This is a genomic window from Psychroserpens luteolus (assembly GCF_021032705.1).
Lineage (GTDB): Bacteria > Bacteroidota > Bacteroidia > Flavobacteriales > Flavobacteriaceae > Psychroserpens > Psychroserpens luteolus.
On the sequence record NZ_JAHVXI010000003.1, the window covers coordinates 260,133 to 285,910 of the forward strand.

The following is a 25,778-nucleotide window of genomic DNA, read 5'->3' on the forward strand; positions in this document are numbered from 1 at the left end:
ATTTTTTCTTACAATGTATAGATTATAATAATTCCAAAAAAGTAAAATTGATAATAATACATTAGAAAAAAGTGATAATTTTGACTGAATGAGTGCCAATTTACAAACTCCAATAGACTACCTTAAAGGTGTAGGTCCTAATCGAGCTGATTTACTTCGGAGCGAACTAGGCATTCATACATATCAAGACCTGATCAACCTCTTCCCTAATCGTTATTTAGATCGCACAAAGTATTACAAGATTAATGAATTGCAACGCAACAGCTCTGAAGTTCAAATTATTGGAAAGGTCACAGGATTTAAGGAAGTTGCACAAAAACGTGGCAAACGACTAGTAGGCACTTTTCAAGATGACACAGGAAGAATAGAGCTCGTTTGGTTTCGTGGTCAAAAATGGATTCGTGATAGCATAAAATTAAATACACCCTATGTGATTTTCGGAAAAATCAACTGGTTCAACGGCGTCTTTAATATGCCACACCCAGAATTGGAATTACTCAATGAGCATAAAAACAATTTGCGATCATCAATGCAAGCTGTATATCCTTCAACAGAGAAATTATCCAATAAAGGCATCACTAATCGCGTGATGATAAAAATCATGCAAAGTTTGTTTTTAGAAACCAAAGAACGCTTTTCTGAAACCCTACCAGATCACCTAATTTCCGAACTCAAATTATTACCAAAAAGTGATGCGCTTTTTAACGTTCATTTTCCAAAAAATCAAGAGCTATTATCAGGTGCAGAATTTAGATTAAAATTTGAAGAATTATTTTACATTCAATTACAATTAATTTTAAAAAATCTCATTCACAAATCGAAAATTAAAGGATTCCCTTTCGAATCTGTTGGTGACTATTTTAATAATTTTTATAAAGCGCATTTACCGTTCGATTTAACCAATGCTCAAAAACGTGTATTGAAAGAAATTAGACAAGATCTTGGAAGCAATGCACAGATGAATCGATTATTGCAAGGTGATGTTGGTTCAGGAAAAACTATAGTTGCGTTCATGTCAATATTAATGGCACTTGACAACGACTTTCAAGCCTGTTTAATGGCGCCAACTGAAATTTTGTCAGTCCAACACTACCAAGGATTTAAAAAGCTATCTAACAAATTGAATATCAGTATAAAAATACTCACAGGCTCAACTAATACTTTAGAAAGGAGAAAAATTCACGAATCATTAGAAAATGGTGAATTACAGATTCTAATTGGGACTCATGCTTTGCTCGAAGATAAGGTTAAATTTAAAAATTTGGGCCTCGCAATTATTGACGAACAGCATCGATTTGGAGTTGCACAACGTTCCAAATTATGGAAAAAAAACACCTCTCCTCCACATATTTTGGTGATGACTGCAACACCGATTCCGAGAACTTTAGCGATGTCAGTTTATGGTGATTTAGACATCTCAATTATTGACGAATTACCACCTGGAAGACAGTCCATAAAAACGGTTCACAGATACGATAAAAATAGACTCAAAGTCATGCGATTTATGCGTGATGAAGTTGAAAAAGGAAGACAGATTTATGTGGTCTATCCATTAATCCAAGAAAGTTCTGCTTTAGACTATAAAGACCTTATGGATGGTTACGAAAGTATTGTCCGGGAATTCCCACAGCCAAACTATCAAATTTCTATTGTCCATGGTAAAATGAAACCAGCAGATAAAGACTTTGAAATGCAACGCTTTGTCAAAGGCGAAACACAAATAATGGTAGCAACAACAGTAATTGAGGTTGGAGTAAACGTACCCAATGCCTCAGTTATGATCATTGAAAGTGCCGAGCGATTTGGTTTAGCACAACTCCATCAGCTGAGAGGTCGTGTTGGGCGTGGTGCAGAGCAAAGTTATTGCATTCTTATGACCAGCCACAAGCTGAGTCAGGACAGCAAAACACGTCTGGAAACCATGACACGAACTAGTGACGGATTTGAAATTGCTGAAGTAGATCTTAAACTTCGTGGCCCTGGAGATATCATGGGAACCCAACAAAGCGGTGTGCTAAACTTAAAAATTGCTAATATCATTAAGGATAAAGATATTTTGCAAAGTGCTCGTTTTTATGCTAAACGAATACTAGATAAGGACCCTTCTTTAGGTTTTCCTGAACATGGTGTTATTTTAAAAACCTATCGCGAACTGAGTAAGTATAAGAATATTTGGAATTATATTTCTTAATTCAAAAAAAAGCTCAACTTCTTTATGAAAAGTTGAGCTTGAAAACATGAAGGCATGTTTTTGATTGATTTAGTTGATTGATGAATTCTTTATAATGCGCCTAATTCTTTTAAGTTTTTTTCAGAATTTGCTTTCACATTGGCAGGCGGATTCATAGATAATGCCTTTTTAAAATTCTTAATGGCTTTTTTCTTATCACCTATTGTTTTATATGCTTCTCCTAAACTATCATATACATTTGGGTTTTCAGGATCGATCTCTACAGCTTTTTTAAAATACTTCATCGCTCTATCATTATCCTTCAAATTAAGCATTTGATACCCCATTCTATTTAATTGGTTAGAGTTTGCCATACTAGCAGCCTCATCTAATGCCGCTTCAAACTCTTCTGTCTTACCCAATTTGTTTAATAACTGTGCTTTAATAGCCATATTATTAAATGTTTTCTGGCTAAAAAATTGTCCAGAGATAGCTTTATCAATCCATCCCAAAGCTTCATTAAGATCACCTCCGTTATTTAAAGCAAAATTAGCAGCTTGCTCCCAGTTTTGTCTTTGAAACCCTGTTTGTCCTTTAGCTTTTTGTCTGAAATCGTCTAAAACAATATTAGTCACATCGAAAGACACTTCGAAAGGGAATGCTTTCTTCTCCCAAGCCAAGGATGCCGTTGCAGAATTAGTTTTGATGTCATTAAAGGCATAAGTAAGCAACTCATGATGCGGTACAGAAGTCGTAGTAATAGTAGCTCTCAAAGCATCATTCTTTTTATCGTAAAAATAACTTCCCCAAGCATCGGCATCTTTTGATAATATTAAAGTTGCTGTATTATCTGCCTTAACTTCTAAATGCAAACCGTAAGTTCCAGCTTTTATAGACTTCCCTTCCACTTTTGCATCATGAGAAAATGTAATTGTAGTATTTTCGTTGGCTCCAGCTCGCCATGGTGCTGCAGTAGCAGTTCCAAAGCCTAAATTATTCATGCCATAAGGCACAAGTTTTCCCCAAATCTCTCGATTATTTACGCTTGGTCTTGAATAGGTAATAGAAACATCTGACACACCAATACGTTGTGATACAGTTGCTTGCTGACTGCCTCGCGGTGTGTTTAATTGCGCAAATGTGTCAATGCTTACAAAAAGCATCAAGCACATAAATAGCCCAGTAATTGTCTTGTTTTTCATGATTTTGATTGTATTAGTTAAAATTGTATTTGAAGTTATGAACAAATGCAGTATAGCCATGTTACAGTCATGTTAAAGTGGTTTGTGTTAATGTTAATTAACATTTCTTTATACTAATTAACTATCTCTATATTTACAAAAAACAAATCGTTATGAGCATGCTTCACCTAAAACTAGAAACAGATCCTCGTTGGGCTACAATTGCTGAAGAGAATATCGAAGAGATTTTAACCGACCATGCATGGTGTGAACAAAAAGCATGTACTAACGCCATCACTATCATTACCCATAACTCGCAATATGAAGACCTAGTTACTGACCTCTTAGAACTCGCTAAAGAAGAACTTGAGCACTTTCAAATGGTACATGAAATTATTAAAAAACGTGGTTACACTTTAGGTAGAGAGCGAAAAGACCATTACGTCAATCAACTCTACAAGTTTATGAATAAAGGTGGAAGCCATCTCCAAAGCATGGTAGATCGTTTATTGTTTTCGGCAATGATTGAAGCCAGAAGCTGCGAGCGTTTTAAACTTTTATCTCAGCGCATAAAAGACAAAGAGCTCTCAAAGTTTTATTATGACCTTATGGTAAGCGAAGCTGGACATTACACAACATTTATTGGCTTTGCTAGAAAATATGGACAAGATATTGACGTTGATAAACGATGGAAGGAACTGGTTGCCTTTGAAGGTGAACTTATTAAAAGCTACGGAAAATCAGAAACCATACACGGATAATTTATGAAGAAACATCATGCCATTCTAGCGTTCATTTTATGCTTTACACTACATCTCAGTTTTGGCCAGACCAAAGCAAAAAAAACATACACCAAAGAAGAGATGGCCGAATTTCAAGCCAACTATAAAGCTAAAAACAAAAAAGACAAAGCTGCTAGAAAGGGGCTAGAAGGTACAACATTAACCGAACTCAGTTTTGAAGATATTAATGGCAACAAACATACCTACGAAAGTTTAAAAGGAAAAGTAGTTGTAATGAATTTCTGGTTTATCCATTGTAAACCTTGTGTAGCTGAAATACCTGATTTAAATACATTAAAAGCTGAATTTAAAAATAAAGATGTTGTTTTCTTTGCTGTAGCTCTAGATAGTAAAGCGTCACTAGATAAGTTTTTAGAAACGACCACATTTGATTTCACGATCATTCCAAACGGAAGGGTGTTGGCTAGAGACCTCAAAATTCCGCATTACCCTTACAATGTAATTCTAGACAAAAAAGGAAAACTTCAATATGTAAGTGATGTTTTGAGTTTCAATATTATGAACCGTTTGAAACGCAAAATTAATGGAGTATTGAAAAGGTAAATCTATTCCTCTAACAACGCATTAATAAACCCAATAAATTCTGTTTTAAATTCTGTAAATTTTTCCCCTGTAGCGGGACCATTAAATCCTGTGTGTATCTTACGTACTTTCCCTTTTTTATCAATAAATATCGAAGTAGGATACGATAGGACATGATTTAGCATTGGTAATTTTTCTTGCGCCTTAGATTTGCTAGACGTCCCATATTGTGCCAATAAAATAGGATAATCAATACCTACATCATCTTTTAGTCGCTTGATACTCTCAAAGGCCTTTGCTTCTGTTTTCGCATATTCAAAGGCAAGTGCAATAAACTCAATATCCTTTTCGGTATTATTATCATAAAACTCTGAATAGTACTTACTTTCATCCAAACAATTTGGGCACCAAGTTCCCATAACCTGTACCACTACTACTTTGTCTTTGTATCGATTATCAGATAAAGATACTTGCTTTCCATTAGAATCTGGGAACGTAAACTCCAAAGCATCATAACCTTCATTTAAAAACGTCAGGTCATTAGCATCTGGCAATTCATAAGTCTCATTTCGTTTAGCAGTAAAGGGTTCTTCCCAATGGTTTCCCGAATAAAACATCCCATTCATTGTACTATCACTAACTACAGCAGTAAATAAAAAGGCATGAGCTCCATCAAAAGTTGATAATTTCATGGTATTACCGTCCATCACTCCTTCTAAATATCTGTAATCACCAGTGGTTGTTCTAAAGGTTCCTGTCACCTTAGAACCGTCTTGTTTAAAAATTCCTTTGGCAATGTATTTATCATCTTCAGAATCTGGACTAAATATGGTCTCCCAGTTTCCTGTGGCATCAACAGATCCCGTTTCATTATCCAGATCAAATCGGGTTTTAACACCAAACTCCGCAGAAAAAGGCACCACACGGTCTAAACTTTCTTTTATAAAATTACCTTCCAATATACCTTCTTTTACTACAGCTTCAATATAACCTTCAAAAACAGGTGTTCTAAACACAATCGAATCGTTAGAATAATTAATATCTGTAACCATGATGACCTCATCGGCATTAAATATCTTGAGCGCATCACGCGATGTCACTTCAAAATTAAATGGCAAAACTTCGGTATCAGTTAATTGCAATTCTGCACGCCAAACACCTTCTTTTAAGGCTTCTGGTCTATCCATATTACAACTTAAAAAAATGAATAAAATTGGTAAGAAGAGTAATTTTCGCATAATCGTTTTCAATTTAAAATAGTGTAGTCACCACAAAGATATAATTCTTACAAAGATGATCTAAATATCTACTGACAATCGTTAAGAGTTTGATAAAAGTTCCATTTCTGCAAAAAAATAAATCAATCACTTAATTTTTATGCAAATCGAAGCCTTGAAATTATTAGTATTATTATCTTTGCCCATTGACAAAATAAGATAATGAAGATATCATATAACTGGTTAAAACAATTTTTAAAAACGGATTGGTCTGCAGAAAAAACTGGAGAATTACTTACCGATTTAGGATTAGAAATTGAAGGTATAGAAAGTTACCAATCTGTAAAAGGTGGCTTAGAAGGTATTGTTGTTGGTGAAGTACTGACTTGCGAACAGCATCCAAATGCAGATCGATTAAAATTAACAACGGTTGCGATTGGCACTGATGAGCCATTACAAATAGTGTGTGGCGCTCCTAATGTGGCTGCTGGTCAAAAAGTACCTGTAGCTACAATTGGAACTACATTATACACTGAAACTGGTGAAGCCTGGAAAATCAAGAAAGGCAAGATAAGAGGAGAAGAAAGTCACGGTATGATTTGTGCTGAAGATGAATTAGGCCTTGGCAAATCGCATGATGGTATTATGGTTTTAGATCCAAAGATTAAAGTTGGAACTCCTGCTGCCGATATTTTTGATGTTGAAAATGATCATGTTTTTGAAATTGGTCTAACACCAAATAGAGCCGATGCAATGAGCCATTACGGAACAGCTCGAGATCTAAAAGCTGGCTTACTTCAAAAGGATATTAATACAGAATTAATTACACCCTCAGTAAGCTCTTTTCACGTGGATAGCAGAACATTGAAGATTGATATCGATGTTGAAGATTATGAGCTGGCACCACGTTATTGCGGACTAACAATTACAGGTCTAAAAGTTGAAGATTCACCAATCTGGTTACAAAATCGTTTAAAAGCTATTGGTTTAACACCAAAGAACAACATAGTAGATATTACAAATTATGTCTTACATGAATTAGGGCAACCGCTACACGCTTTTGATGCTGCAAAAATCATTGGAAACAAAGTTATCGTAAAAACGCTTCCTGAAGGCACAAAATTCACAACCTTAGACGACGTAGAACGCGAGTTAAGTGCTGAAGATTTAATGATTTGTGATGCTGAAAAACCGATGTGTATTGCTGGTGTATTTGGAGGCGTACATTCTGGAGTTTCAGAAGGTACTACAAGTATCTTTCTAGAAAGTGCTTACTTCAACCCTGTAAGTATTAGAAAAACTGCGAAACGCCATGGTTTAAACACAGACGCATCTTTTAGATTTGAAAGAGGTATCGATCCTAACATTACAGATTATGCCTTGAAACGAGCAGCGCTTATGATCGTAGATATTGCTGGTGGAGAAATCTCTAGTGATGCTTTGGATTTTTATCCGAAGAAAATTGAAGACTTTCAAGTGCGTTTGAGTTTTGATAATGCTAAGAAATTGATTGGAGAAGAGATTCCAAGAGAAACAATTAAAAGTATATTGACATCTTTAGACATTAAAGTAAATAATGTCACTGAAGCTGGTCTTGGACTTACTGTTCCTGCTTATAGAAACGATGTGCAGCGTGAAGCAGATGTTATTGAAGAAATATTGCGTGTGTATGGTTATAACAATATAAAGACCACGGAAAAATTAAACGCTTCTATTTCTAATACGTCAAAATTTGAAGATTATAAACTTCAAAATGTTATAGGAAATCAATTGACAGCTCAAGGCTTTTTCGAAATATTGTCTAATTCGCTAACAACACCAAAATATGTTGAACTTAGCGCTCAATTAAAAGAAGAACACAATGTAGAAATGCTAAATCCGTTGAGTAATGATCTTGGTGTTATGCGCCAAAGTTTACTGTTTTCTGGTTTGGAATCCGTTAGCTATAATATTAACAGAAAACGCGATAATTTAAAATTGTATGAATTTGGTAAAACCTATCATAACTATAAAAATGGTCGCGAAGAATATAAACACTTGTCCATTTTCTTAACTGGAAACAAAAGTGATTTGCGTTGGAATTCGCCCATACAAAAAAGTGATTTCTTTTATTTGAAAGGTATAGTAAATAGTACATTAGAGCGCTTAGGCATTTCTAAATTCAAAGTCTCACCTATCAAGAATGATATGTTTAGCGAAGGCATTAGTTTATCTTTAGGAAAAACCAAACTGGTTGAATTTGGTATCATTAGCAAAAAGATATTAAAGCATTTCGGTATTTCTCAAGAAGTTTTATTTGCCGATTTTAATTGGGATAATGTTATCAGTATGACCAAACATAATAGTATTATGTTTAAAGCTATTCCTAAATATCCTGAAGTACGTCGTGATTTTGCATTATTATTAGATGAGCATACTACCTTTGAAGAGATTGATAAAATAGCAATGCAAACCGAAAAGCAATTGCTTAAAGATGTTGATCTATTTGATGTATACCAAGGAAAGAACCTTCCGAAAGGCAAGAAGAGTTATGCTGTAAGTTTTGTGATTCAAGATGAAAATAAAACGCTAACAGACAAGCAAATCGATAAAATAATGAATAAACTACAAGCTAATTTTGAAAAGCAGCTTGGCGCAGAATTAAGATAATCTTAATTGCGAATTATTCAATATTTTCTCCATGCTGAGAAAGATCTAACCCTCTAAGTTCTTGATCCTCTCTTACACGCAATGGCAAGGCTAAATCAACAATTTTTAATAGTAATAGACTTCCAAAAAATGTAAATAAAGCTACAGCTATTAGCGCAATGAGATGATGCGTAAATGTTGTGTATTCGCCATAAATAAGACCAACGTCTTTTGCTAAAATACCAGTGAGAATCATACCTACTATACCTCCTACACCGTGACTTGGAAAAACCTCTAAAGTATCATCTATTTTAGATTTCTTATTTAATTGAATCGCTATATTACTCACCAAAGCAGCTATAAAACCAATAAAAATACTGTGACCAATAGTTACGAATCCTGCTGCTGGTGTGATAGCTACAAGTCCAACTATAGCCCCAATGCATGCGCCTAACGAAGACATTTTTCTATTATAAAATCGTTCAAAAAACAACCAAGTAATCATACTTGTGGCTGATGCGATATTAGTATTGGCAAATGCAATCACCGCATCAGTATTTGCTCCTAGAGCCGATCCTGAATTAAATCCGAACCAACCAAACCACAATAAACCAGTACCTAGAATTACAAATGGAATATTTGCAGGCTTTTCAATCTTTATTCTACGCTTACCTAAATAAAGAGCCGCTGCTAAGGCAGCAAAGCCTGCCGACATATGAACGACTGTTCCTCCTGCGAAATCAAGTACATCCCAATTTCTCAATAAACCATCAGGATGCCATGTCATATGAGCCAATGGCGAATAAATAAAAATCGAAAACAAAACCATGAAAAAAATATAGCTCCTAAATCGTATCCGTTCTGCAAAACTACCTGTAATCAAAGCAGGTGTGATGATTGCAAACTTCAATTGAAATAACGCAAACAATAAAAAAGGAATTGATCCAGCAAAATTAGGATTTGGAGACACCGAAACATCATTAAAACAAAAGAAGGTCATAGGATTTCCAATAATACCATAAAAGCTATCACCAAAAGCCAAACTAAAACCCACTATAACCCATAAAATACTTATCACACCAAGAGCAACAAAACTTTGAAGCATGGTAGAAATGACGCTCTTTTTGTTAACCATACCACCGTAAAAAAACGCCAGTCCAGGGGTCATTAAAAACACTAAAGCAGAAGCAACAATCATCCAAGCTGTATCGCCTGAATCAATATTAGCTTCATTTTCCAAAATTTGATACTCTGTACCACATAGCAAGGCCAAAATGACCAGCACTGTTAACACGATGAAATTTAACTTTTTACCCATAACTTTAGTTTTGATATTCAAATGTAAAAAACGTGTTCAGAAAATAATCTAATAAATAACTGATAGCAGGAAGATTTATGATTTTGACAAAAATGCCTATTGATTTTTATCAGTATGATAATTTATATTATAAAAATCATTCATTAGATTTGTCAAACAATATGAATATTCTCTCAAAACACTAATAATTTGAAAATTCGATTTTTAATTCTATGTACTGCGCTTTTTTCTCTTTGCAGTAATATATCATCTGCGCAACCTTTTGACAGCGCACATCATCAAGATTCTTTATCAATTTGGCAATTAGCAAAGTATGATTTTAAATACACCTACAAAAGTGTTGGTCATTCATTAACACGACCACTCCATTGGAAAGGTAAAGACTTTGCTAAACTAGGAATTCTTGTTGCTGGTACTGCGACATTAACACTGGCAGATAGACCAATGCGTGATTTCTTTCAAAATCAAAAAGAAGACTTTCCAAAAGTTGTTAGAGATTTTGGCTGGTATTTTGGGAGTCCTCAAAATTACTTTATGGCGAATGCTGGTTTATATGGTTTTGGATTATTAACCAAAAACGAGAAGGTTAGAAAAACTAGTGTGCTGATTATTTCTTCCTCAATAACTACTGGATTAATTCAAACCATTAGTAAAAATGCATTTGGTAGAGCCAGGCCAAGCTCTGGTTCAGGTCACCTCACCTTTAAACCTTATGCTAATGATGCTGAGTTTCGCTCATTTCCATCTGGTCATACCATTTTATCTATTACTATGGCACATTCTATCGCCAAGCAATTTGACAATACTTGGGTGAAAATTGGGATTTATACAGTAGGATCAATTCCGCCAATATCTCGAATGATTGATAATTCACATTGGATTACCGATATTGCTATGAGTGCAGCCATTAGTGTTATTGTAGTAGATTGTATTGATAACTTTCTATTTAAAGAAGACGCTTATGAGTATCCAAAAAAGAAAAAGCAAATTTCCTGGAACTTGAGTTTTAGCCCAAATAAGATTGGACTTATTGGTACATTTTAGACAAGTCTGCATCATATAATTTATCTGTTAAACTATTGCAAAATATTATTAAGACCTTGCAACTAAGATTGAAATAATCCTTAATTTTAACATTCATTAAAAAACAAAAAAATGGCTACAGTTACATTAGGTGGAGATACAGTACATACATCAGGAACATTACCGAACGTTGGATCAAAAGCTCCTGATTTTAAATTAACAGCAACCGATCTATCTTCCAAATCTTTAAATGATTATGCTGGTCATAAATTAGTGTTGAATGTTTTTCCTAGTGTAGATACTGAAACTTGTGCACAATCTATAAGAGAATTCAATAAAGAAGCAAGTAATTTAGATAATACAAAAGTACTATGTATCTCTAAAGACCTTCCATTTGCAATGGCACGTTTTTGTGGTGCTGAAGGCTTAGATAATGTTGTGAGTTTATCAGACTTTAGAACAGGTGACTTTGGAAAATCTTATGGGCTAGACTTTACAGATGGTGCTTTTGAAGCGCTTTTATCCAGATGTGTTATTGTAGTAGATTCGCAAGGCACTGTAACTTATACAGAGCAAGTTCCGGAGATTGCTGACGAACCTAATTACAAAGCGGCTTTAGAGGCTTTGAAATAATGTCAAAAAAAGAATCTTTTTTAATTAACAGACTTAAAAGTATTGGTTATGCTTTTAAAGGTGCTGTTTATCTAATCAAAACAGAGGCAAGTATAAAAATTCAAGTGTTCTGTGCCATAGTAGTGACCATTGCAGGATTCTACTTTGATATTTCTAGAACGGAATGGCTCTTTCAAATTGCATTTATCGGCTTAGTGATGAGCCTTGAAGGCATGAATACCGCTATTGAATATATTGCAGATTTTATTCATCCAGATAGACATAAAACTATTGGCAAAATAAAAGATATTGCTGCTGGAGCTGTTTTTATTGCTGCTATTTCTGCCGCTGTAGCTGCCTTAGTTATTTATCTTCCTAAGATCTTCTAAATTAATTAATGGTAACAATACTCACGTTTATAATATCGTTGGCGTCTAACTTTGGCACTAATACATGATAGGTTAAATTTGGAGCTTCTGTTGTGGCATTCTGCACAAATGTAACAGTGAGGCTAAACTGACCGTTCTCGCAGTTTTTCACAAGACCATCATAATCAATATTATCAATACCACTTGTAAGTGCTTTTTTACCAATAAGGAGATCATAGGCAACAAAATCAATTTGAGGCATGCAACTTCCGGTCACTAAATTATCAAATACAAATTGAGATCTAATGATGACAAACTCCTCTGAAAGGTCTATATCCATTTGATAAGGTGTATTGATACAAGAATACTCGGCTTCAAGACTCGTAATCTCCAGAATTACAGGAGAACACTCGTCATCACTTGAGCAAGCACTAACCAAAACAAACGATAAAACAATAACAAAACTCAGTATAAACTTTCTCATAATTTAATAGTTATATCTATAAGATGCGAAGTTTCAAAAAAGGTTGCGTCAAATTTAAAACATCTCTCTAGGTTTAACGTTAGTAATTTGTATTTTTGTTTTAACTAATAACCCTTCAATGGCGAAGAAAAAAACCAAGACTAAAAGCAAAGCTAAAACCAAACCTAAATTTAAAAAACCAAATTTAAAGTTATCAAGTCAGCAAAAATTGATTTTTGGTAGTTTATTGATTATTCTCGGTGTTTTAATGTTTATAGCGTTTTTATCTTTTTTCTTTACTGGAAAAGCAGATCAAAGCACGCTCACTGAAATCACTTCTAGAGAGGTAGAAGCCTCTAATTGGCTCAATAAATTAGGAGCTTGGATTAGTGATTTATTCATTAATAAAGGATTTGGAATCGCTTCGTTTATATTTTCTGGATTGGTCTTTTTATCTGGTATCTACATAACATTAGATATCAATAAGTCTCGCTTGAGACGCCATTGGGTTTGGGGAACACTCATTGTAGTGTGGCTATCTATATTTTTTGGTTTTTTCTCTCATAAATACGATACCCTTGGAGGGACAGTAGGCTTTGAAATGAATTCTTTTTTTCAAGATTACATTGGAAAAATAGGAACCGCTCTATTATTAGTTTTTGTGCTTATCTCCTATATGGCTATTCGTTTTGGCGTTAATGGCGAGTCGTTTGTGAAATTATTTAAACGTGCAAAGAGCGATATCAAAAAAGAATTAAACACATCTGATAATGAACAAACATTCGCTGTAGATAATGATTTATCTGCTGAAGCTGAAGATATCAAATCTGCTTTTGAACTTACAGTAGAAGAGACAAAGCCTCCAGAAGACAAAATTACAAAACCCGAGCCTGAGCTAAAAAAAGAACTCGAACCTCAATTAAAAACTGAAGTTAAAGTAGAAGACAAAAACGATACCGAGTTAGACATACAAATTGAAACGGTAGAAGAAGAAGTTTCTGAAACAGATAATCTTTCTGATAAGCTTGTTGAAGATTTTGGTCAGTTTGATCCTACATTAGAATTGAGCAAATTTCAGTTTCCTCCATTAGATCTTTTGAAGAAATATGATACTGAAGGGATTACCATAAATCAAGAGGAACTTGAAGAAAACAAAAACCGAATTGTAGAAACACTCAATAACTATAAAATTGGAATTGCGAGTATTAAAGCAACTATTGGTCCAACGGTCACCTTATATGAAATTGTTCCAGAAGCAGGTGTTAGAATTTCAAAAATTAAAAACCTAGAAGACGATATTGCCTTATCGCTTTCTGCCCTCGGAATACGTATCATTGCTCCTATTCCAGGAAAAGGAACTATTGGTATTGAAGTGCCTAATAAAAATGCAACTATTGTTTCAATGCGCTCTGTTATTGCGTCTCAGAAATTTCAAAAATCTGAAATGGAATTACCAATTGCCTTTGGTAAAACTATTAGTAACGAAACGTTTGTGGTCGATTTGGCCAAAATGCCTCACATGTTAATGGCTGGAGCCACAGGTCAAGGTAAATCTGTTGGACTAAATGCCGTATTGACCTCACTATTGTACAAAAAGCATCCTGCTGAAGTTAAGTTCGTTTTGGTTGATCCTAAAAAAGTTGAATTAACATTATTCAATAAGATCGAACGTCATTACTTAGCAAAACTACCTGATAGTGAAGATGCTATTATTACAGATAACACAAAGGTAATCAACACATTAAATTCACTTTGTATTGAGATGGATAACCGTTACGAGATGCTAAAAAATGCGATGTGTCGTAACATTAAAGAATACAATACTAAATTTAAAGCTCGAAAACTAAATCCAAATGACGGTCATCAATTTCTACCTTACATCGTATTGGTTGTTGATGAATTTGCAGATTTAATTATGACGGCTGGAAAAGAAGTCGAAACACCTATTGCTCGTTTAGCGCAACTGGCTCGTGCCATAGGTATTCACTTAATTATTGCTACACAACGTCCATCGGTTAATGTGATTACTGGTATCATTAAAGCCAATTTTCCTGCACGTATTGCCTTTAGAGTAACTTCTAAAATAGATTCTCGTACAATTTTGGATGGTTCTGGAGCAGATCAATTGATTGGTCGTGGTGATATGTTATATACCCAAGGAAATGATATAACACGTATCCAATGTGCATTTGTTGACACGCCTGAAGTAGAAAGAATCACTGAATTTATTGGCGGACAAAAAGCATATCCAGAAGCGCATTTACTACCAGAATACGTTGGTGAAGAAAGTGGCACAAGTCTTGATAATAATATTGAAGATAGAGATAAACTATTTAGAGAAGCTGCTGAAATTATTGTGACAGCACAACAAGGTTCAGCATCTTTATTACAACGGAAACTAAAATTAGGTTACAATAGAGCCGGACGCCTCATAGATCAATTAGAAGCCGCAGGAATTGTTGGTGGCTTTGAAGGTAGTAAAGCACGACAGGTTTTAGTTCCAGATTTAGTAGCTCTAGATGAATTATTAACAAACGAAACATAAAAAGATTTAGCAAAAGCAAAAAATACATTAGACCATGAAACAGATAGTTGTAGTACTAGCATTATTAATTGGAGGTTTTGGATTTTCTCAAGATTCAAAAAAAGCAGAAACCTTGCTCAATGAAGTCTATGAGACGGTAAACACTTATAATAACATCTCAATAGATTTCAAATATGTTTTAGAAAACTCAAGTGAAAACATAAAACAGGAGACACGAGGTGACGTTGTTATGGAAGGCGACAAATATTTACTTAATATTCTAGGCATCACAAGGCTATTTGATGGCAAAAAACTCTATACCATTAGTCCAGAAGATGAAGAAGTGACTATTTCTTCGGATAATTCTGAAGATGAAAATACAATAACACCTAGTATGATGTTATCGTTTTATAAAGACGGATATACCTATGCTATGGATATTATTCAAGATGTTAGAGGAAGAAAAATTCAGTTTGTAAAGCTCTATCCTATAGATACAAATTCTGAGATTAAAGAAGTATTCCTTGGTATTGATGCTAAAACGAAGCACATATACAGACTTATTGAAGTTGGGAAAAACGGTACAAAAACGACCTTAACTGTTAATTCTTTTAAAACGAACGAACCGATTTCAAAAACCTTATTTACTTTTGACGAAAGTAAGTACAAAGATTATTATATCAATAAGCTAGATTAGGTTAACCACCATTTTATGAAAATATTAGATAGGTATATATTAAAGACCTACCTAAAGACATTTTTGAGCGTGTTTATTATACTCATGTTCATTTTTGTTTTACAGGCAATCTGGTTATATATAGGAGACTTAGCTGGAAAAGACCTAGATACGTTCGTTATCCTTAAACTTTTACTTTACATTACTCCTACACTTATCCCTTTAATTTTACCACTTACTATCTTATTGGTTTCCATTATGGTGTTTGGGCAATTTGCCGAAAACTATGAATTCGCCGCAATGAAATCTACAGGAATCTCATTGCAACGTGCTATGAGAAGTTTGAGTATTTTTATTGTTTTACTAGGTGTGACCACCTTTATCTTTTCAAACAATGTTATTCCGTGGGCTAATTACAGAGTCTATAACCTTAGAAAGAATATCGCTCAGGTAAAACCTGCTTTAGCAATCACTAAAGGACAGTTTAATGAAATTGGGAATTACAATATTAAGGTACAGGACAAAAGTGGCGATAATGATCAATTTTTGACCAATGTGGTTATTCATAAAAAAGCTAAAAACGGAAAAAACAAAACCGTAATCGTCTCTGAAAGCGGTGAACTTAAAAGTAGTGAAGGTTCTAATATATTGCAATTGATCTTATATAACGGAAATTATTACGAAGAGATCTTTACAAGAAACCCAAGACAATCCCAAAAGAAACCTCATGCCAAAAGTTTCTTTGAAGAGTATACGATCAATGTTGACCTAGAAGGCTTAAACGATGTCGATATTAACGATAAAAGTTATGAGAATAGGTATAATATGCTTGATGTTAATGAGCTTAATCACACGATAGATAGCTTGTATCTAAAGCGAGATGAAAGTCTAAAAAATTTCGCGAACACATTGTATAATAGAACGTCCTTTCCAACCTTAAATAACAATATGTCTCCAAAAAAAGATTCTGTCTTTAATGGTGATATTTTGAATTTATTTAATGACAAAACAAAAATGCAATTGCTCAATTTGGCGGGTAATACTATAAACAGCACAAAGCAGATTATTAGTACTAATAAGCAAAATTTCTTGGTCAACACGAAATGGCGTAATAAACACGTACAATCGCTTCATGAAAAATATGTATTAGGCTTAGCTTGTATCATATTGTTTTTTGTTGGAGCACCTTTGGGCGCCTTAATTAGAAAAGGTGGGATTGGTCTACCGTTAGTTGTTGCTATTTTACTGTTTTTAACCTATCACTTTATTGGAATTTTCGCTAAAAACAGTTCATTAGATGATTCGTTAAATCCTGTATTAGCTACGTGGTTATCAACTGCTATCATGTTTCCTTTAAGTATTTATTTAACGCGAAGAGCAACAAATGATAGACCTCTATTTGAATCTGAAGGACTTCTAGAGCCTTTAAAACGACTCTTTGGAATTAAACGTAAAACACTAACCTATAATACCACGCTCTTAGCAATAGATTCTGATGCTTATACCACGCTCAATAGTTACAATGACAAAAAACTAATAGATGTGGTTAAGCATTATCGCCAATATGACTATGGTATTGAATATAAAAACTCTGCGCTTTCGATTTTAAACTCTAGAGGAATCACAGAACAAGAACTAAAATTTGGAGGTAATCTAACCGATCATAATTATGAAGAATCTCTAAGACTCAAATACTCTTACGAGGAAAATTCTAAGCTCGCATTTGTACTCTATATCATTACACTCATACTAACACTTCCTGGTGCTATATTGAGAAATAATGGCTATCCGCAAATAGGACAAGTTATGCTTATAACTGGTATAGTCGTTGGTGTATTTTATTTGTTTGCTTTAATAAAATCTTTTATAGATCATTCCAACCTATATAAGCAACTAGACAAAAAAAACATCTCTAATGCAGTCATGTTTGTCTTGTTAGGAATGCCAATGTATGTCTTATTCTATTTCCTTCAAAAGAAAAGAATTAACGAAGATCTAAAAGAACATTCTGGAAAGAAGGTAGTACAAGCTAGTAAAACCACAATTGTAGATAATGAAGCATTCGAAATTGTACGTTCTGACTACAGAACCTATTCGAAATTTGCATTAATTTTCTTCTGTGTTGGTCTTACTTTATTAATACTCTATTTTGCCTTTAAATCAAGTGATCTTGTAGCTATTACTTCTGCTTCAAAAGAATTAGCGATCGTTTCTGGTGTTCTATTTCTTATCTATGCCGTACTGTCTAACATTAATTTTGGCAAACTATATAATTTGACAAACCACTTAAACCGTTCTAATCATATGTTATGGAACATTATTGGGTTTGTAGTCTATCCTTATGTGTATATTTTAAGGCGAAATAAAATAGCTAAAGACTTTTCAGCATAGAAAAAATAAGCCATATCTTTGCATTTCTAAATAGCATACAATGACAACGAATACAGCACAGCGAACAACCAACATACAATTGAATACTATAGAAGAAGCCATTGAAGATATCAAACAAGGCAAGGTAATTATTGTAGTTGATGATGAAAATAGAGAGAATGAAGGTGATTTTATAGCTGCTGCTGAAGCCGTTACACCCGAAATGATCAATTTTATGGCTATGTATGGTCGTGGATTGATTTGTGCTCCACTTACTGAAGACAGATGTGAAGAACTTGATTTGACCATGATGGTTCAAAACAATACGGTGTTACATCATACACAATTTACCGTATCTGTTGATCTTATAGGTCATGGTTGTACGACTGGTATTTCTGTGCATGATCGTTCTAAAACGATAAAAGCTCTCGTAGACGATACGACGAAACCTCATGATTTAGGCCGCCCTGGACATATTTTTCCTTTGAAAGCTAAAAATGGTGGTGTATTGAGACGTACTGGTCATACCGAAGCCGCTGTAGATTTAGCACGATTAGCTGGATTTCAACCTGCTGGTATTTTAGTAGAAATATTAAATGAAGATGGTACAATGGCTCGACTTCCTCAATTGATTGAGGTGGCTAAAAAATTTGACCTTAAGCTCATTTCTATTGAAGAATTGGTTGCTTATCGTATGGAGCATGATTCTTTAATTGATAAAAAAGAAGATTTCAACATCGAGACGCGCTTTGGACAATTTAGATTGCGAGCCTATCAACAAACGACCAATGACCAAATTCATATTGCTTTAACTAAAGGAACTTGGACAAAGGATGAACCTGTATTAACGCGTGTAAATGCAACACTTGTAAATAATGACATCTTAGGAACTTTGACCAATAATGCCGATGAGAAGTTAGACGACATGTTTAAGGTAATTAATACTGAAGGTAAAGGTGCCATTATTTTTATCAATCAACAAGCACAATCTATGAATCTGTTAAAACGCTTGAGTATTCTAAAAGAAAGTCAAGAAGATGGTAAAGTTGTGAAAGCACCTAGAATTCCGATGGATTCTAAAGACTTCGGAATTGGTGCGCAAATCTTACACGATCTTAATATCCATAAACTAAAACTAATCTCTAACAGTCAGCAAACTAAACGTGTTGGTATGATTGGCTATGGTTTGGAAATTGTAGATTACGTCACCTATTAATTCACAACTATCTTTTTTGAAGCAATACGCTTTCCAGAATAGATTTTTAAAATATACATTCCAGATTCGATATCTGAAATATTAAGACGTTTTACATCGTCTTTTTTCTGTAAGACCAACTTTCCTAAAACATCATATATTTCAATACGATCTATATCAGTATTTGAAGCTATGTTAATATAGTCTGATGCTGGATTGGGTGATACTATAAACTGATTGGCGATTTCATTATCAACACTCAAACTGTTTTGATAAACTCTCACGTAATCAATAACCATACTACTTTGCGTAAAATTAGGATCAATCATTCCAGAAATTCCACCCATTGCGATATTGAGAAGTAGGTATTGGTCGTCATCAAATGGCCATGTACTGGTATTTTTGATAGCTGGATTATACGTATAAAATCCAACACCATCAATTAAAAATGTAATTTGGTTAGGAGACCAATTCATAGAATATACATGAAAATCATTGGCGACATCAGCTAACATTTGAGTGGCAGTGTTTACCGTATTTCCAAAACTAGATGGTGTATGTATGGCTGTACTCACTTCATTTATACTATGCAAACCGTGTTCCATGACATCAATTTCACCACAATCTGGCCAAGACGTAGTTCCAAAACCTTGAGTTTCCCAATACGCACCAGCCTCATTAATATTCTTTCCAAGTGTCCAAATGGCAGGCCAAGTGCCATCACCAAAAGGTAATTTAGCACGAACATCAATGCGACCATAAGTAAACGCAAATTTAGAATTAAGTCGTGCCGAAGTATATGCTTTCGTTTCGCCTTGGTCTGTAAAGTTTTCCTTTATGGCTACAATATTTAAAAATCCGTTGTCTACAAATGAATTTTCTATTCGGTTAGTATAATGTTGCTCTTCTCCATTAAACCAGTTGCCACCTGCAGGCAATTGGGTTTGATGAAACCATTTATTAGAATCTAATGCACCATTAACATCAAATTCATCAAACCAAACTAAATCTGTATAAATAATATCCAAAGCGTTAGGGTCTACAGGTTCGGTACCATCATCAATATCATCTATTAAGTAAGTTCCAGCAGTAAGTGTTCCTTCATCAATAAAAATTGTTAATCTATTGTATATTCCTGAAGCATTAACTCCTGAACCATCTGAACTATACTGTGCATTGGAAAAATCAAATGTAATAGTTATCCAATTAGAAGGTGAAGGCACATTAAATGTTTCTTTAACTTGAACATCTGGGTTTGTGCCATTTTCTAATTTTAGCAATATATTATGTTGATTGGGATCAAATGAGTAAAATGATACGTTAATGGTTTGTTGAGCATCTAGGTCTATTGGCTGAATTAAATCTATATAAAATCCTTGTGAAGCATCTGAGCCATCATTAAAAAATTGCCCAACGGCATTAGAGCCATCTTGTGGATCTGTATTAAATGAAAAACCACTATTGCCAAATGCAATAAAATCATCATTTGTATCAGAAAAGTCTAAGGGCATCTGTTGCGAGAACAACAACTGAGACATACACAAAAACAGACATGTGACATAGTAATAATACTTCATAGATTTTTTTTTGAAATTTATGAAATGTAGCCACTAAGTACTAATTTTCAGCCTATACAATAACACAACACCTATAGAGAAATGTGTTAAAACTTCTAAATTGACGTTTTAATAGCATCTACCATTTTAGAAGCTCTTTCGTTGACTTCATCAACTGTCCATGACATTTTAATCAAACACGAGATATTTCGACCTATAAAGTGATCGGATTGCTCAAATGTTTGATGTTGAAGATTTTCTAGTCCTTTTTTAATTTCCGAAGATAAAGGAAACAACGATTTTTGAGTTTTAAGATGCTCCCATTTTCTTACATAATGCCAATTATTATCATAATAATGAAAACAAACATCGATACCATGCTCTTTAAATGCTTTTGAGACCTTTCTTGCACTCTCCAAATCTGGTAAAAAGAAGTTTAAAAAGGCATAGCTCTCTTCTCCTCCTTCTGGTACTGTTCTAAAAGTTACTTCAGGGATTTGAGCAATAGCGTCACGAAGAATTGTGTAATTCCTTTTCTGAATAGCAATAAACTCAGGCAAGCGCTTCACTTGTGCTAATCCGACAGCCGCATTCAATTCTGAAATCCTAAAATTATAACCCAAAAAAGGATGGGTTTCTGCGCCTCTATCATTACCAACATGATCATGACCATGATCACTGTAATGATCTGCATTGATATAATAGTCTTTATTATTGGTGATTACAGCACCACCTTCTCCACAAGTGATTGTTTTCACAAAATCGAAAGAAAAACAACCTAAATCTCCAATACTACCAAGAGGTTTTCCATTGTAGGTTCCTCCAATAGCTTGACAGGCATCTTCAACAAAAATGAGACTGTGTTTTGTACAAATAGCCTGAACAGCATCTAAATCTCCCATACTACCGCACATTTGCACCATCATAACAGCTTTTGTTTTAGGCGTTATAGCAGCTTCAACAGCTTTAGGGTCTAACGTGAGCGTATCATCAATATCAACTAATACAGGAATAGCGCCAAGCATCATAATGGCTTCGAAACTCGCTACAAAAGTAAATGTAGGCATGATTACCTCATCACCTGCTCCAACACCAGCAGATGCCAATGCAACAGATACAGCGGCAGTTCCACTAGAAACAAGTTGAACGTGTTTCGTATCAAATGTTGTTGACAATTCTGTTTCTAATGCTTTAGCTTTCCAATGACCATTTCGCATACCATCAAAACCATAGCGCATTAATACGCCATTATCTAAAACGTCGTTAACCTCTTTACGCTCTAGGTCACCAAATAATTCAAATCCTGGCATGTGTTAATTATAAGGTATCGTTCCACAAAGTCAAAAACTTCTTCACTTTTTTCACTGAAAAATCTACTACAAGAGGTTCTTTAATTGTTTTCCCATTGCTATCAATTAGTGCAACTCCAGGAGCCCCATTTTGTTTCGTATAGTGAATCCCTAAACGTGCATTTGTAGAGTTTTTATCTGAAATATCTAATTTGAGTAGAATTGACTTTGAAGCAAACTTCTTGAAGGTATCAGCATTAAAAAAGTTAGCTTTCAATTTCTCAGAAGCTTCTGTTTTTTGGTTATTAGTCACAAAAACCAATATAGGCTTATTCTGTGTTTCGGCTTGTTTAAGAGCGACTTCGTTATTTGTGATCCAATTAGATTGATCTTGTGCAGACACTTGAATTGTGAAAGCAACCAGTAAGATAAATAGTATTTTTTTCATAGCAATTTTTAATACATGCGAATCTTTTCGCGATTAAAGTTGAAACAAATATAGCATAATCAAAAACACATTAAAAGCTTTTAATTACATTTCTATAACTGCTTTATTAACTTGTTTTCTCACTTTTTTAAAATCTGCAAACATATCATCGTCAGCTCTATAACCTACTGGTAAAAGTAATACCGATTTAAGGTTTTTGTCCTTTAAGTTTAATACGCTGTCATAATCTGCCGGACTAAAACCTTCCATCGGACAAGAATCAATGTTCTCAATAGCACAAACCGTCATTAAGTTTCCTAAAGCAATATAGGCTTGTTTAGTCGACCATTCCTGACGTTCGCTAATAGTCATATTTTGGATCATCTGTTTAAGATCTTTACGATACGGTTCCAAAACGGTTTCTGGAGTAGATCTAATGTCTTTCACATTATCAAAATGTTCATCAACATCCTGCGCTAAAATATCATCTTGAATACAAATCACTAATAAATGTGAAGCTTCTAAAACTTGCTTTTGATGGTATGAATATTCTACTAAATCTGCTCTAATAGCTTCATCTTCAACAACAACCAAACTAATCGTTTGTAAACCATAAGACGTTGCTGTAAGGTTAAAAGCTTGTTTTAATATATTGAGCTTGTCTTCAGTAAGTATCTTAGTAGAATCAAACTTTTTTGTGGCATAGCGCCATTTCAATTTATCTATAGTAGTCATTGATTACAAATATTTCTGCAAAAATAAGGCGAGAATAAACATTAAACATCCTTTGTACAATAAAATAAATCTATAGTTGTATTAAATACTTTAAAAAAAGCCAATTTTTATTTGAAAGAAATAAAAAAGGGTTCTATATTTGCATCCGCATTCAGGGAATACCTGATGAGACACTGGAGAAATGGCAGAGTGGTCGAATGCGGCAGTCTTGAAAACTGTTGAGGGTCACACCTCCGGGGGTTCGAATCCCTCTTTCTCCGCAAAAACCCTTGTAAACATTTGATTTACAAGGGTTTTATTTTTAGGTTGACAGTATCGTTGACAATAGTCTTGCTTTTAGGCTTATTAGCTCCATTCCATTTTCTGCAACCTGACTGCATTCAAAATGGCTAATAAAGCCACTCCAACATCTGCAAAAACAGCTTCCCACATAGTTGCTAAACCACCTGCACCTAATATTAGTACAATCACTTTTACACCGAATGCTAATATAATATTTTGCCACACAATCTTTCGGGTTGATCGACTAACTTTAATAGCTTTTACAACTTTAGAAGGTTGGTCTGTTTGAATGATGACATCTGCTGTTTCAATAGCTACATCACTTCCTAAGCCACCCATAGCGATGCCGACATCACTAGCTGCTAAAACTGGTGCATCATTAATACCATCACCTATAAAAGCTATCTTATTATCAGAGTTTTGCTTTAAAGCTTCAACTTCATTTAATTTATCTTCTGGTAATAAGCCACCCTTCGCTATTTCTATATTTAATTCGGAAGCTATTTTTTGAGTAATGGAATCCTTATCGCCAGAAAGCATCATTATATTTTTGACACCTACTTTATGCAATGCAGTAATTGTTTCTTTAGCATCTTCTTTTAATTCGTCTGCTATCACCACATAACCAGAAAATGTATTGTTTATAGATACTAATACTATAGATTCTACAATAGTTTCTGTTTCCTCCAAAACATTAATATTATTGGCAGTCATTAGGGCTTTGTTACCAACTAAAACGGTTTTACCATTTACAATACCTTTTAAACCTTTTCCTGCTATTTCAGATACTTCGGAAGCCTCATAGTCTGCACCTTCTTCTTTATATTCCAAAATGGCTTTAGCGATTGGATGTGTGGATTGTTCTTCAATAGCCATCAGATATTTCATAAATTCTTTTTCATCCCAATTAATTGCCTTAATCTCCTTAATTTTAAAGACACCTTTCGTTACCGTTCCTGTCTTATCCATTACCAACATATTTATCTTGGTCATAGCATCTAAAAAGGAAGCTCCTTTAAATAAAATTCCATTTTTTGAAGCCGCTCCCAATCCACCGAAATATCCTAATGGAATTGAAATTACCAACGCACAAGGACAAGATATTACCAAGAAAATTAATGCTCTGTATAACCAATCTCTAAATACATAATCATCTACAAAAAAGTAAGGTATAAAAGTAACACCAATAGCTAAAAACACTACAATTGGTGTGTAGATACGAGCAAATTGTCTGATGAATAATTCGGTTTTAGATTTGCGAGCAGTTGCGTTCTGTACCATATCCAAAATCCGAGCAATGGAACTATCTTTAAATTCTTTTGTGGTTTCAATTTCAATAACACCATCCATATTAATACTGCCTGCAAATACTTTTTCGCCTTTTAAAATTGTATCGGGTTTACTTTCGCCTGTTAAAGCTGCAGTGTTGAATGAACCTTTGTCGGAAAGTAGAATACCATCTAAAGGGATTTTTTCTCCAACACGTATTTGCACTTTTTCACCAATTTCAACCGTTTCTGGACTTACAGACACATAATCATTGTTGCGATATACCAAAGCTTCATTAGGGCGTACATCGAGCAAAGCTTTAATATTGCCCTTTGCTTTATTTACTGCTGCATTTTGGAATAATTCACCAACTGCGTAAAATAACATTACTGCAACACCTTCAGGATATTCGCCAATAATAAAGGCTCCAATAGTGGCTATAGACATTAAAAAGAACTCTGTAAACACATCGCTTTTTTTGATGCTTTCCCAACCTTCTTTTACTACAGGAAATCCAACAGGTAAATATGCAATGCTATACCAAGCAATACGAACCCAATCCTTGAAAAAAGAAACGTCAAAATAATCTAATGCAATACCTATAATTAGCATTGTAAAACTTATAATTGCTGGAATATAGGCTTTTATATTACTGGAATTACCACTATGGTCGTGACCATCATCATGACTATGTTCTACTTCCAAATTTGGTTTTATATCTCTTAAATTGACTTTCTTTTTCTTCATTTTGAATTGAATAAATTTTTAATATCATTTGGTATAGGCATAGATTTTAATGGTGGTACGTTTGCACCACCTGTGTTACCAAGTGAAACGTGGTCAATAAATGATTTCCAACCACCAACAAGTAACCTAATAATTTGACCGAATACTTCTTTAGTATTTTTTTGCCTAAATCCAAACTTTAGCATTAACCAATGTGAATAGGTATGTTCTATTGGGTAAGATTGACCTATGATATGACTGCGTTCTAAATGATACCAAGCACTACCAAACTGCTCATTTTCAAGACAGAAACTATATCGTTTTAATTCTTCTATATAAGCCTGTTTAAGAGGTTTAGGTATTTTAATATTAAACTTCATATCCACTAATTTTGGATAAAAGTAAGTTAAAAGTAAGTGCAATG

General features: G+C 34.2%; 21 protein-coding genes and 1 tRNA gene. 12 read left to right on the forward strand and 10 right to left on the reverse strand.

All coding sequences use genetic code 11. The annotated features are described in order from the left end of the window. Positions 1–88 precede the first annotated feature (88 nt). Complete coding sequence (recG, locus tag KWG70_RS10055) at positions 89–2,191, forward strand: ATP-dependent DNA helicase RecG (RefSeq protein ID WP_230935890.1); 2,103 nt, start codon at positions 89–91, stop codon at positions 2,189–2,191. An 89-nt stretch (positions 2,192–2,280) separates the two neighbouring features. Here the strand turns inward: recG and KWG70_RS10060 are convergent, their stop codons facing one another. Further along, positions 2,281–3,372, reverse strand: coding sequence for a DUF2911 domain-containing protein (locus KWG70_RS10060; RefSeq protein ID WP_230935891.1), 1,092 nt, complete (start codon positions 3,370–3,372; stop codon positions 2,281–2,283). Positions 3,373–3,530: 158 nt separating this feature from the next. Here KWG70_RS10060 and miaE point away from each other — a divergent pair, with 158 nt between their 5' ends. Both miaE and KWG70_RS10070 read left to right on the forward strand, forming a co-directional pair. Further along, on the forward strand, positions 3,531–4,112 hold the full coding sequence (gene miaE / locus KWG70_RS10065) for a tRNA-(ms[2]io[6]A)-hydroxylase (protein WP_230935892.1): 582 nt from the start codon (positions 3,531–3,533) through the stop codon (positions 4,110–4,112). A 3-nt stretch (positions 4,113–4,115) separates the two neighbouring features. Beyond that, positions 4,116–4,697 carry a peroxiredoxin family protein gene (locus KWG70_RS10070; protein ID WP_230935893.1) on the forward strand — a complete coding sequence of 194 codons (582 nt, stop codon included), beginning with the start codon at positions 4,116–4,118 and terminating at the stop codon, positions 4,695–4,697. A gap of 2 nt (positions 4,698–4,699) precedes the next feature. Here KWG70_RS10070 and KWG70_RS10075 read toward each other — a convergent pair whose 3' ends face one another. Beyond that, a complete protein-coding gene (locus tag KWG70_RS10075) occupies positions 4,700–5,914 on the reverse strand; it encodes a peroxiredoxin family protein (RefSeq protein WP_230935894.1) in 1,215 nt (404 codons plus the stop codon). 201 nt (positions 5,915–6,115) lie between these two features. Between KWG70_RS10075 and pheT the strand changes: the two genes are divergently transcribed. Further along, entirely contained in the window at positions 6,116–8,542 is a 2,427-nt protein-coding gene (gene pheT, locus KWG70_RS10080; RefSeq protein ID WP_230935895.1) for a phenylalanine--tRNA ligase subunit beta, read from the forward strand. Positions 8,543–8,555: 13 nt separating this feature from the next. Here the strand turns inward: pheT and KWG70_RS10085 are convergent, their stop codons facing one another. Then, positions 8,556–9,839 (reverse strand): ammonium transporter, encoded by a 1,284-nt coding sequence (locus KWG70_RS10085; protein ID WP_230935896.1) that lies wholly within the window; start codon positions 9,837–9,839, stop codon positions 8,556–8,558. 189 nt (positions 9,840–10,028) lie between these two features. Between KWG70_RS10085 and KWG70_RS10090 the strand changes: the two genes are divergently transcribed. The 3 genes from KWG70_RS10090 (at position 10,029) to KWG70_RS10100 (ending at position 11,863) form a co-directional block, all read left to right on the forward strand. After that, positions 10,029–10,883 carry a phosphatase PAP2 family protein gene (locus KWG70_RS10090; protein ID WP_230935897.1) on the forward strand — a complete coding sequence of 285 codons (855 nt, stop codon included), beginning with the start codon at positions 10,029–10,031 and terminating at the stop codon, positions 10,881–10,883. Between the two features lie 111 nt (positions 10,884–10,994). Further along, positions 10,995–11,495 carry a thiol peroxidase gene (tpx, locus tag KWG70_RS10095; RefSeq protein ID WP_230935898.1) on the forward strand — a complete coding sequence of 167 codons (501 nt, stop codon included), beginning with the start codon at positions 10,995–10,997 and terminating at the stop codon, positions 11,493–11,495. Beyond that, the gene (locus tag KWG70_RS10100) at positions 11,495–11,863 is read left to right on the forward strand and encodes a diacylglycerol kinase (protein WP_230935899.1); all 369 of its coding nucleotides are present in this window, start codon (positions 11,495–11,497) and stop codon (positions 11,861–11,863) included. Before tpx ends, KWG70_RS10100 begins: the two co-directional genes overlap by 1 nt. Before the next feature lies 1 nt (position 11,864). Here the strand turns inward: KWG70_RS10100 and KWG70_RS10105 are convergent, their stop codons facing one another. Next, entirely contained in the window at positions 11,865–12,326 is a 462-nt protein-coding gene (locus KWG70_RS10105; protein WP_230935900.1) for a hypothetical protein, read from the reverse strand. Between the two features lie 118 nt (positions 12,327–12,444). On the opposite strand from KWG70_RS10105, the gene KWG70_RS10110 reads away from it, so the two are divergent. The 4 genes from KWG70_RS10110 to ribB are packed head-to-tail and all read left to right on the forward strand — an operon-like array spanning position 12,445 to position 19,091. Then, the gene (locus KWG70_RS10110; protein ID WP_230935901.1) at positions 12,445–14,850 is read left to right on the forward strand and encodes a DNA translocase FtsK; all 2,406 of its coding nucleotides are present in this window, start codon (positions 12,445–12,447) and stop codon (positions 14,848–14,850) included. 34 nt (positions 14,851–14,884) lie between these two features. Further along, entirely contained in the window at positions 14,885–15,526 is a 642-nt protein-coding gene (locus tag KWG70_RS10115) for a LolA family protein (protein ID WP_230935902.1), read from the forward strand. Positions 15,527–15,541: 15 nt separating this feature from the next. After that, a complete protein-coding gene (locus KWG70_RS10120; RefSeq protein ID WP_230935903.1) occupies positions 15,542–17,896 on the forward strand; it encodes an LptF/LptG family permease in 2,355 nt (784 codons plus the stop codon). A 40-nt stretch (positions 17,897–17,936) separates the two neighbouring features. After that, complete coding sequence (gene ribB / locus KWG70_RS10125) at positions 17,937–19,091, forward strand: 3,4-dihydroxy-2-butanone-4-phosphate synthase (RefSeq protein ID WP_230935904.1); 1,155 nt, start codon at positions 17,937–17,939, stop codon at positions 19,089–19,091. Here the strand turns inward: ribB and KWG70_RS10130 are convergent. From KWG70_RS10130 to KWG70_RS10145, 4 genes are all read right to left on the reverse strand, one after another. Further along, positions 19,088–20,647 carry a family 16 glycosylhydrolase gene (locus KWG70_RS10130; protein WP_230935905.1) on the reverse strand — a complete coding sequence of 520 codons (1,560 nt, stop codon included), beginning with the start codon at positions 20,645–20,647 and terminating at the stop codon, positions 19,088–19,090. The genes ribB and KWG70_RS10130 overlap by 4 nt on opposite strands. A gap of 95 nt (positions 20,648–20,742) precedes the next feature. Then, a complete protein-coding gene (locus KWG70_RS10135) occupies positions 20,743–21,936 on the reverse strand; it encodes a DegT/DnrJ/EryC1/StrS family aminotransferase (RefSeq protein ID WP_230935906.1) in 1,194 nt (397 codons plus the stop codon). A 7-nt stretch (positions 21,937–21,943) separates the two neighbouring features. Then, positions 21,944–22,363, reverse strand: a complete 420-nt coding sequence (locus KWG70_RS10140) for a thioredoxin family protein (protein WP_230935907.1) — start codon at positions 22,361–22,363, stop codon at positions 21,944–21,946. A gap of 84 nt (positions 22,364–22,447) precedes the next feature. Then, positions 22,448–23,077 (reverse strand): NAD(P)H-dependent oxidoreductase, encoded by a 630-nt coding sequence (locus KWG70_RS10145; protein ID WP_230935908.1) that lies wholly within the window; start codon positions 23,075–23,077, stop codon positions 22,448–22,450. 175 nt (positions 23,078–23,252) lie between these two features. Between KWG70_RS10145 and KWG70_RS10150 the strand changes: the two genes are divergently transcribed. Further along, positions 23,253–23,337: transfer RNA gene (locus KWG70_RS10150), tRNA-Ser, on the forward strand. Between the two features lie 85 nt (positions 23,338–23,422). On the opposite strand, the gene KWG70_RS10155 is transcribed toward KWG70_RS10150, so the two are convergent. Together KWG70_RS10155 and KWG70_RS10160 are read right to left on the reverse strand one after the other, a co-directional pair. After that, positions 23,423–25,375: a heavy metal translocating P-type ATPase gene (locus KWG70_RS10155; protein ID WP_230935909.1), complete on the reverse strand. Its 1,953-nt coding sequence runs from the start codon at positions 25,373–25,375 to the stop codon at positions 23,423–23,425. Beyond that, positions 25,372–25,734 (reverse strand): DUF3703 domain-containing protein, encoded by a 363-nt coding sequence (locus tag KWG70_RS10160; protein WP_230935910.1) that lies wholly within the window; start codon positions 25,732–25,734, stop codon positions 25,372–25,374. Before KWG70_RS10160 ends, KWG70_RS10155 begins: the two co-directional genes overlap by 4 nt. Between the last annotated feature and the right edge of the window lie 44 nt (positions 25,735–25,778).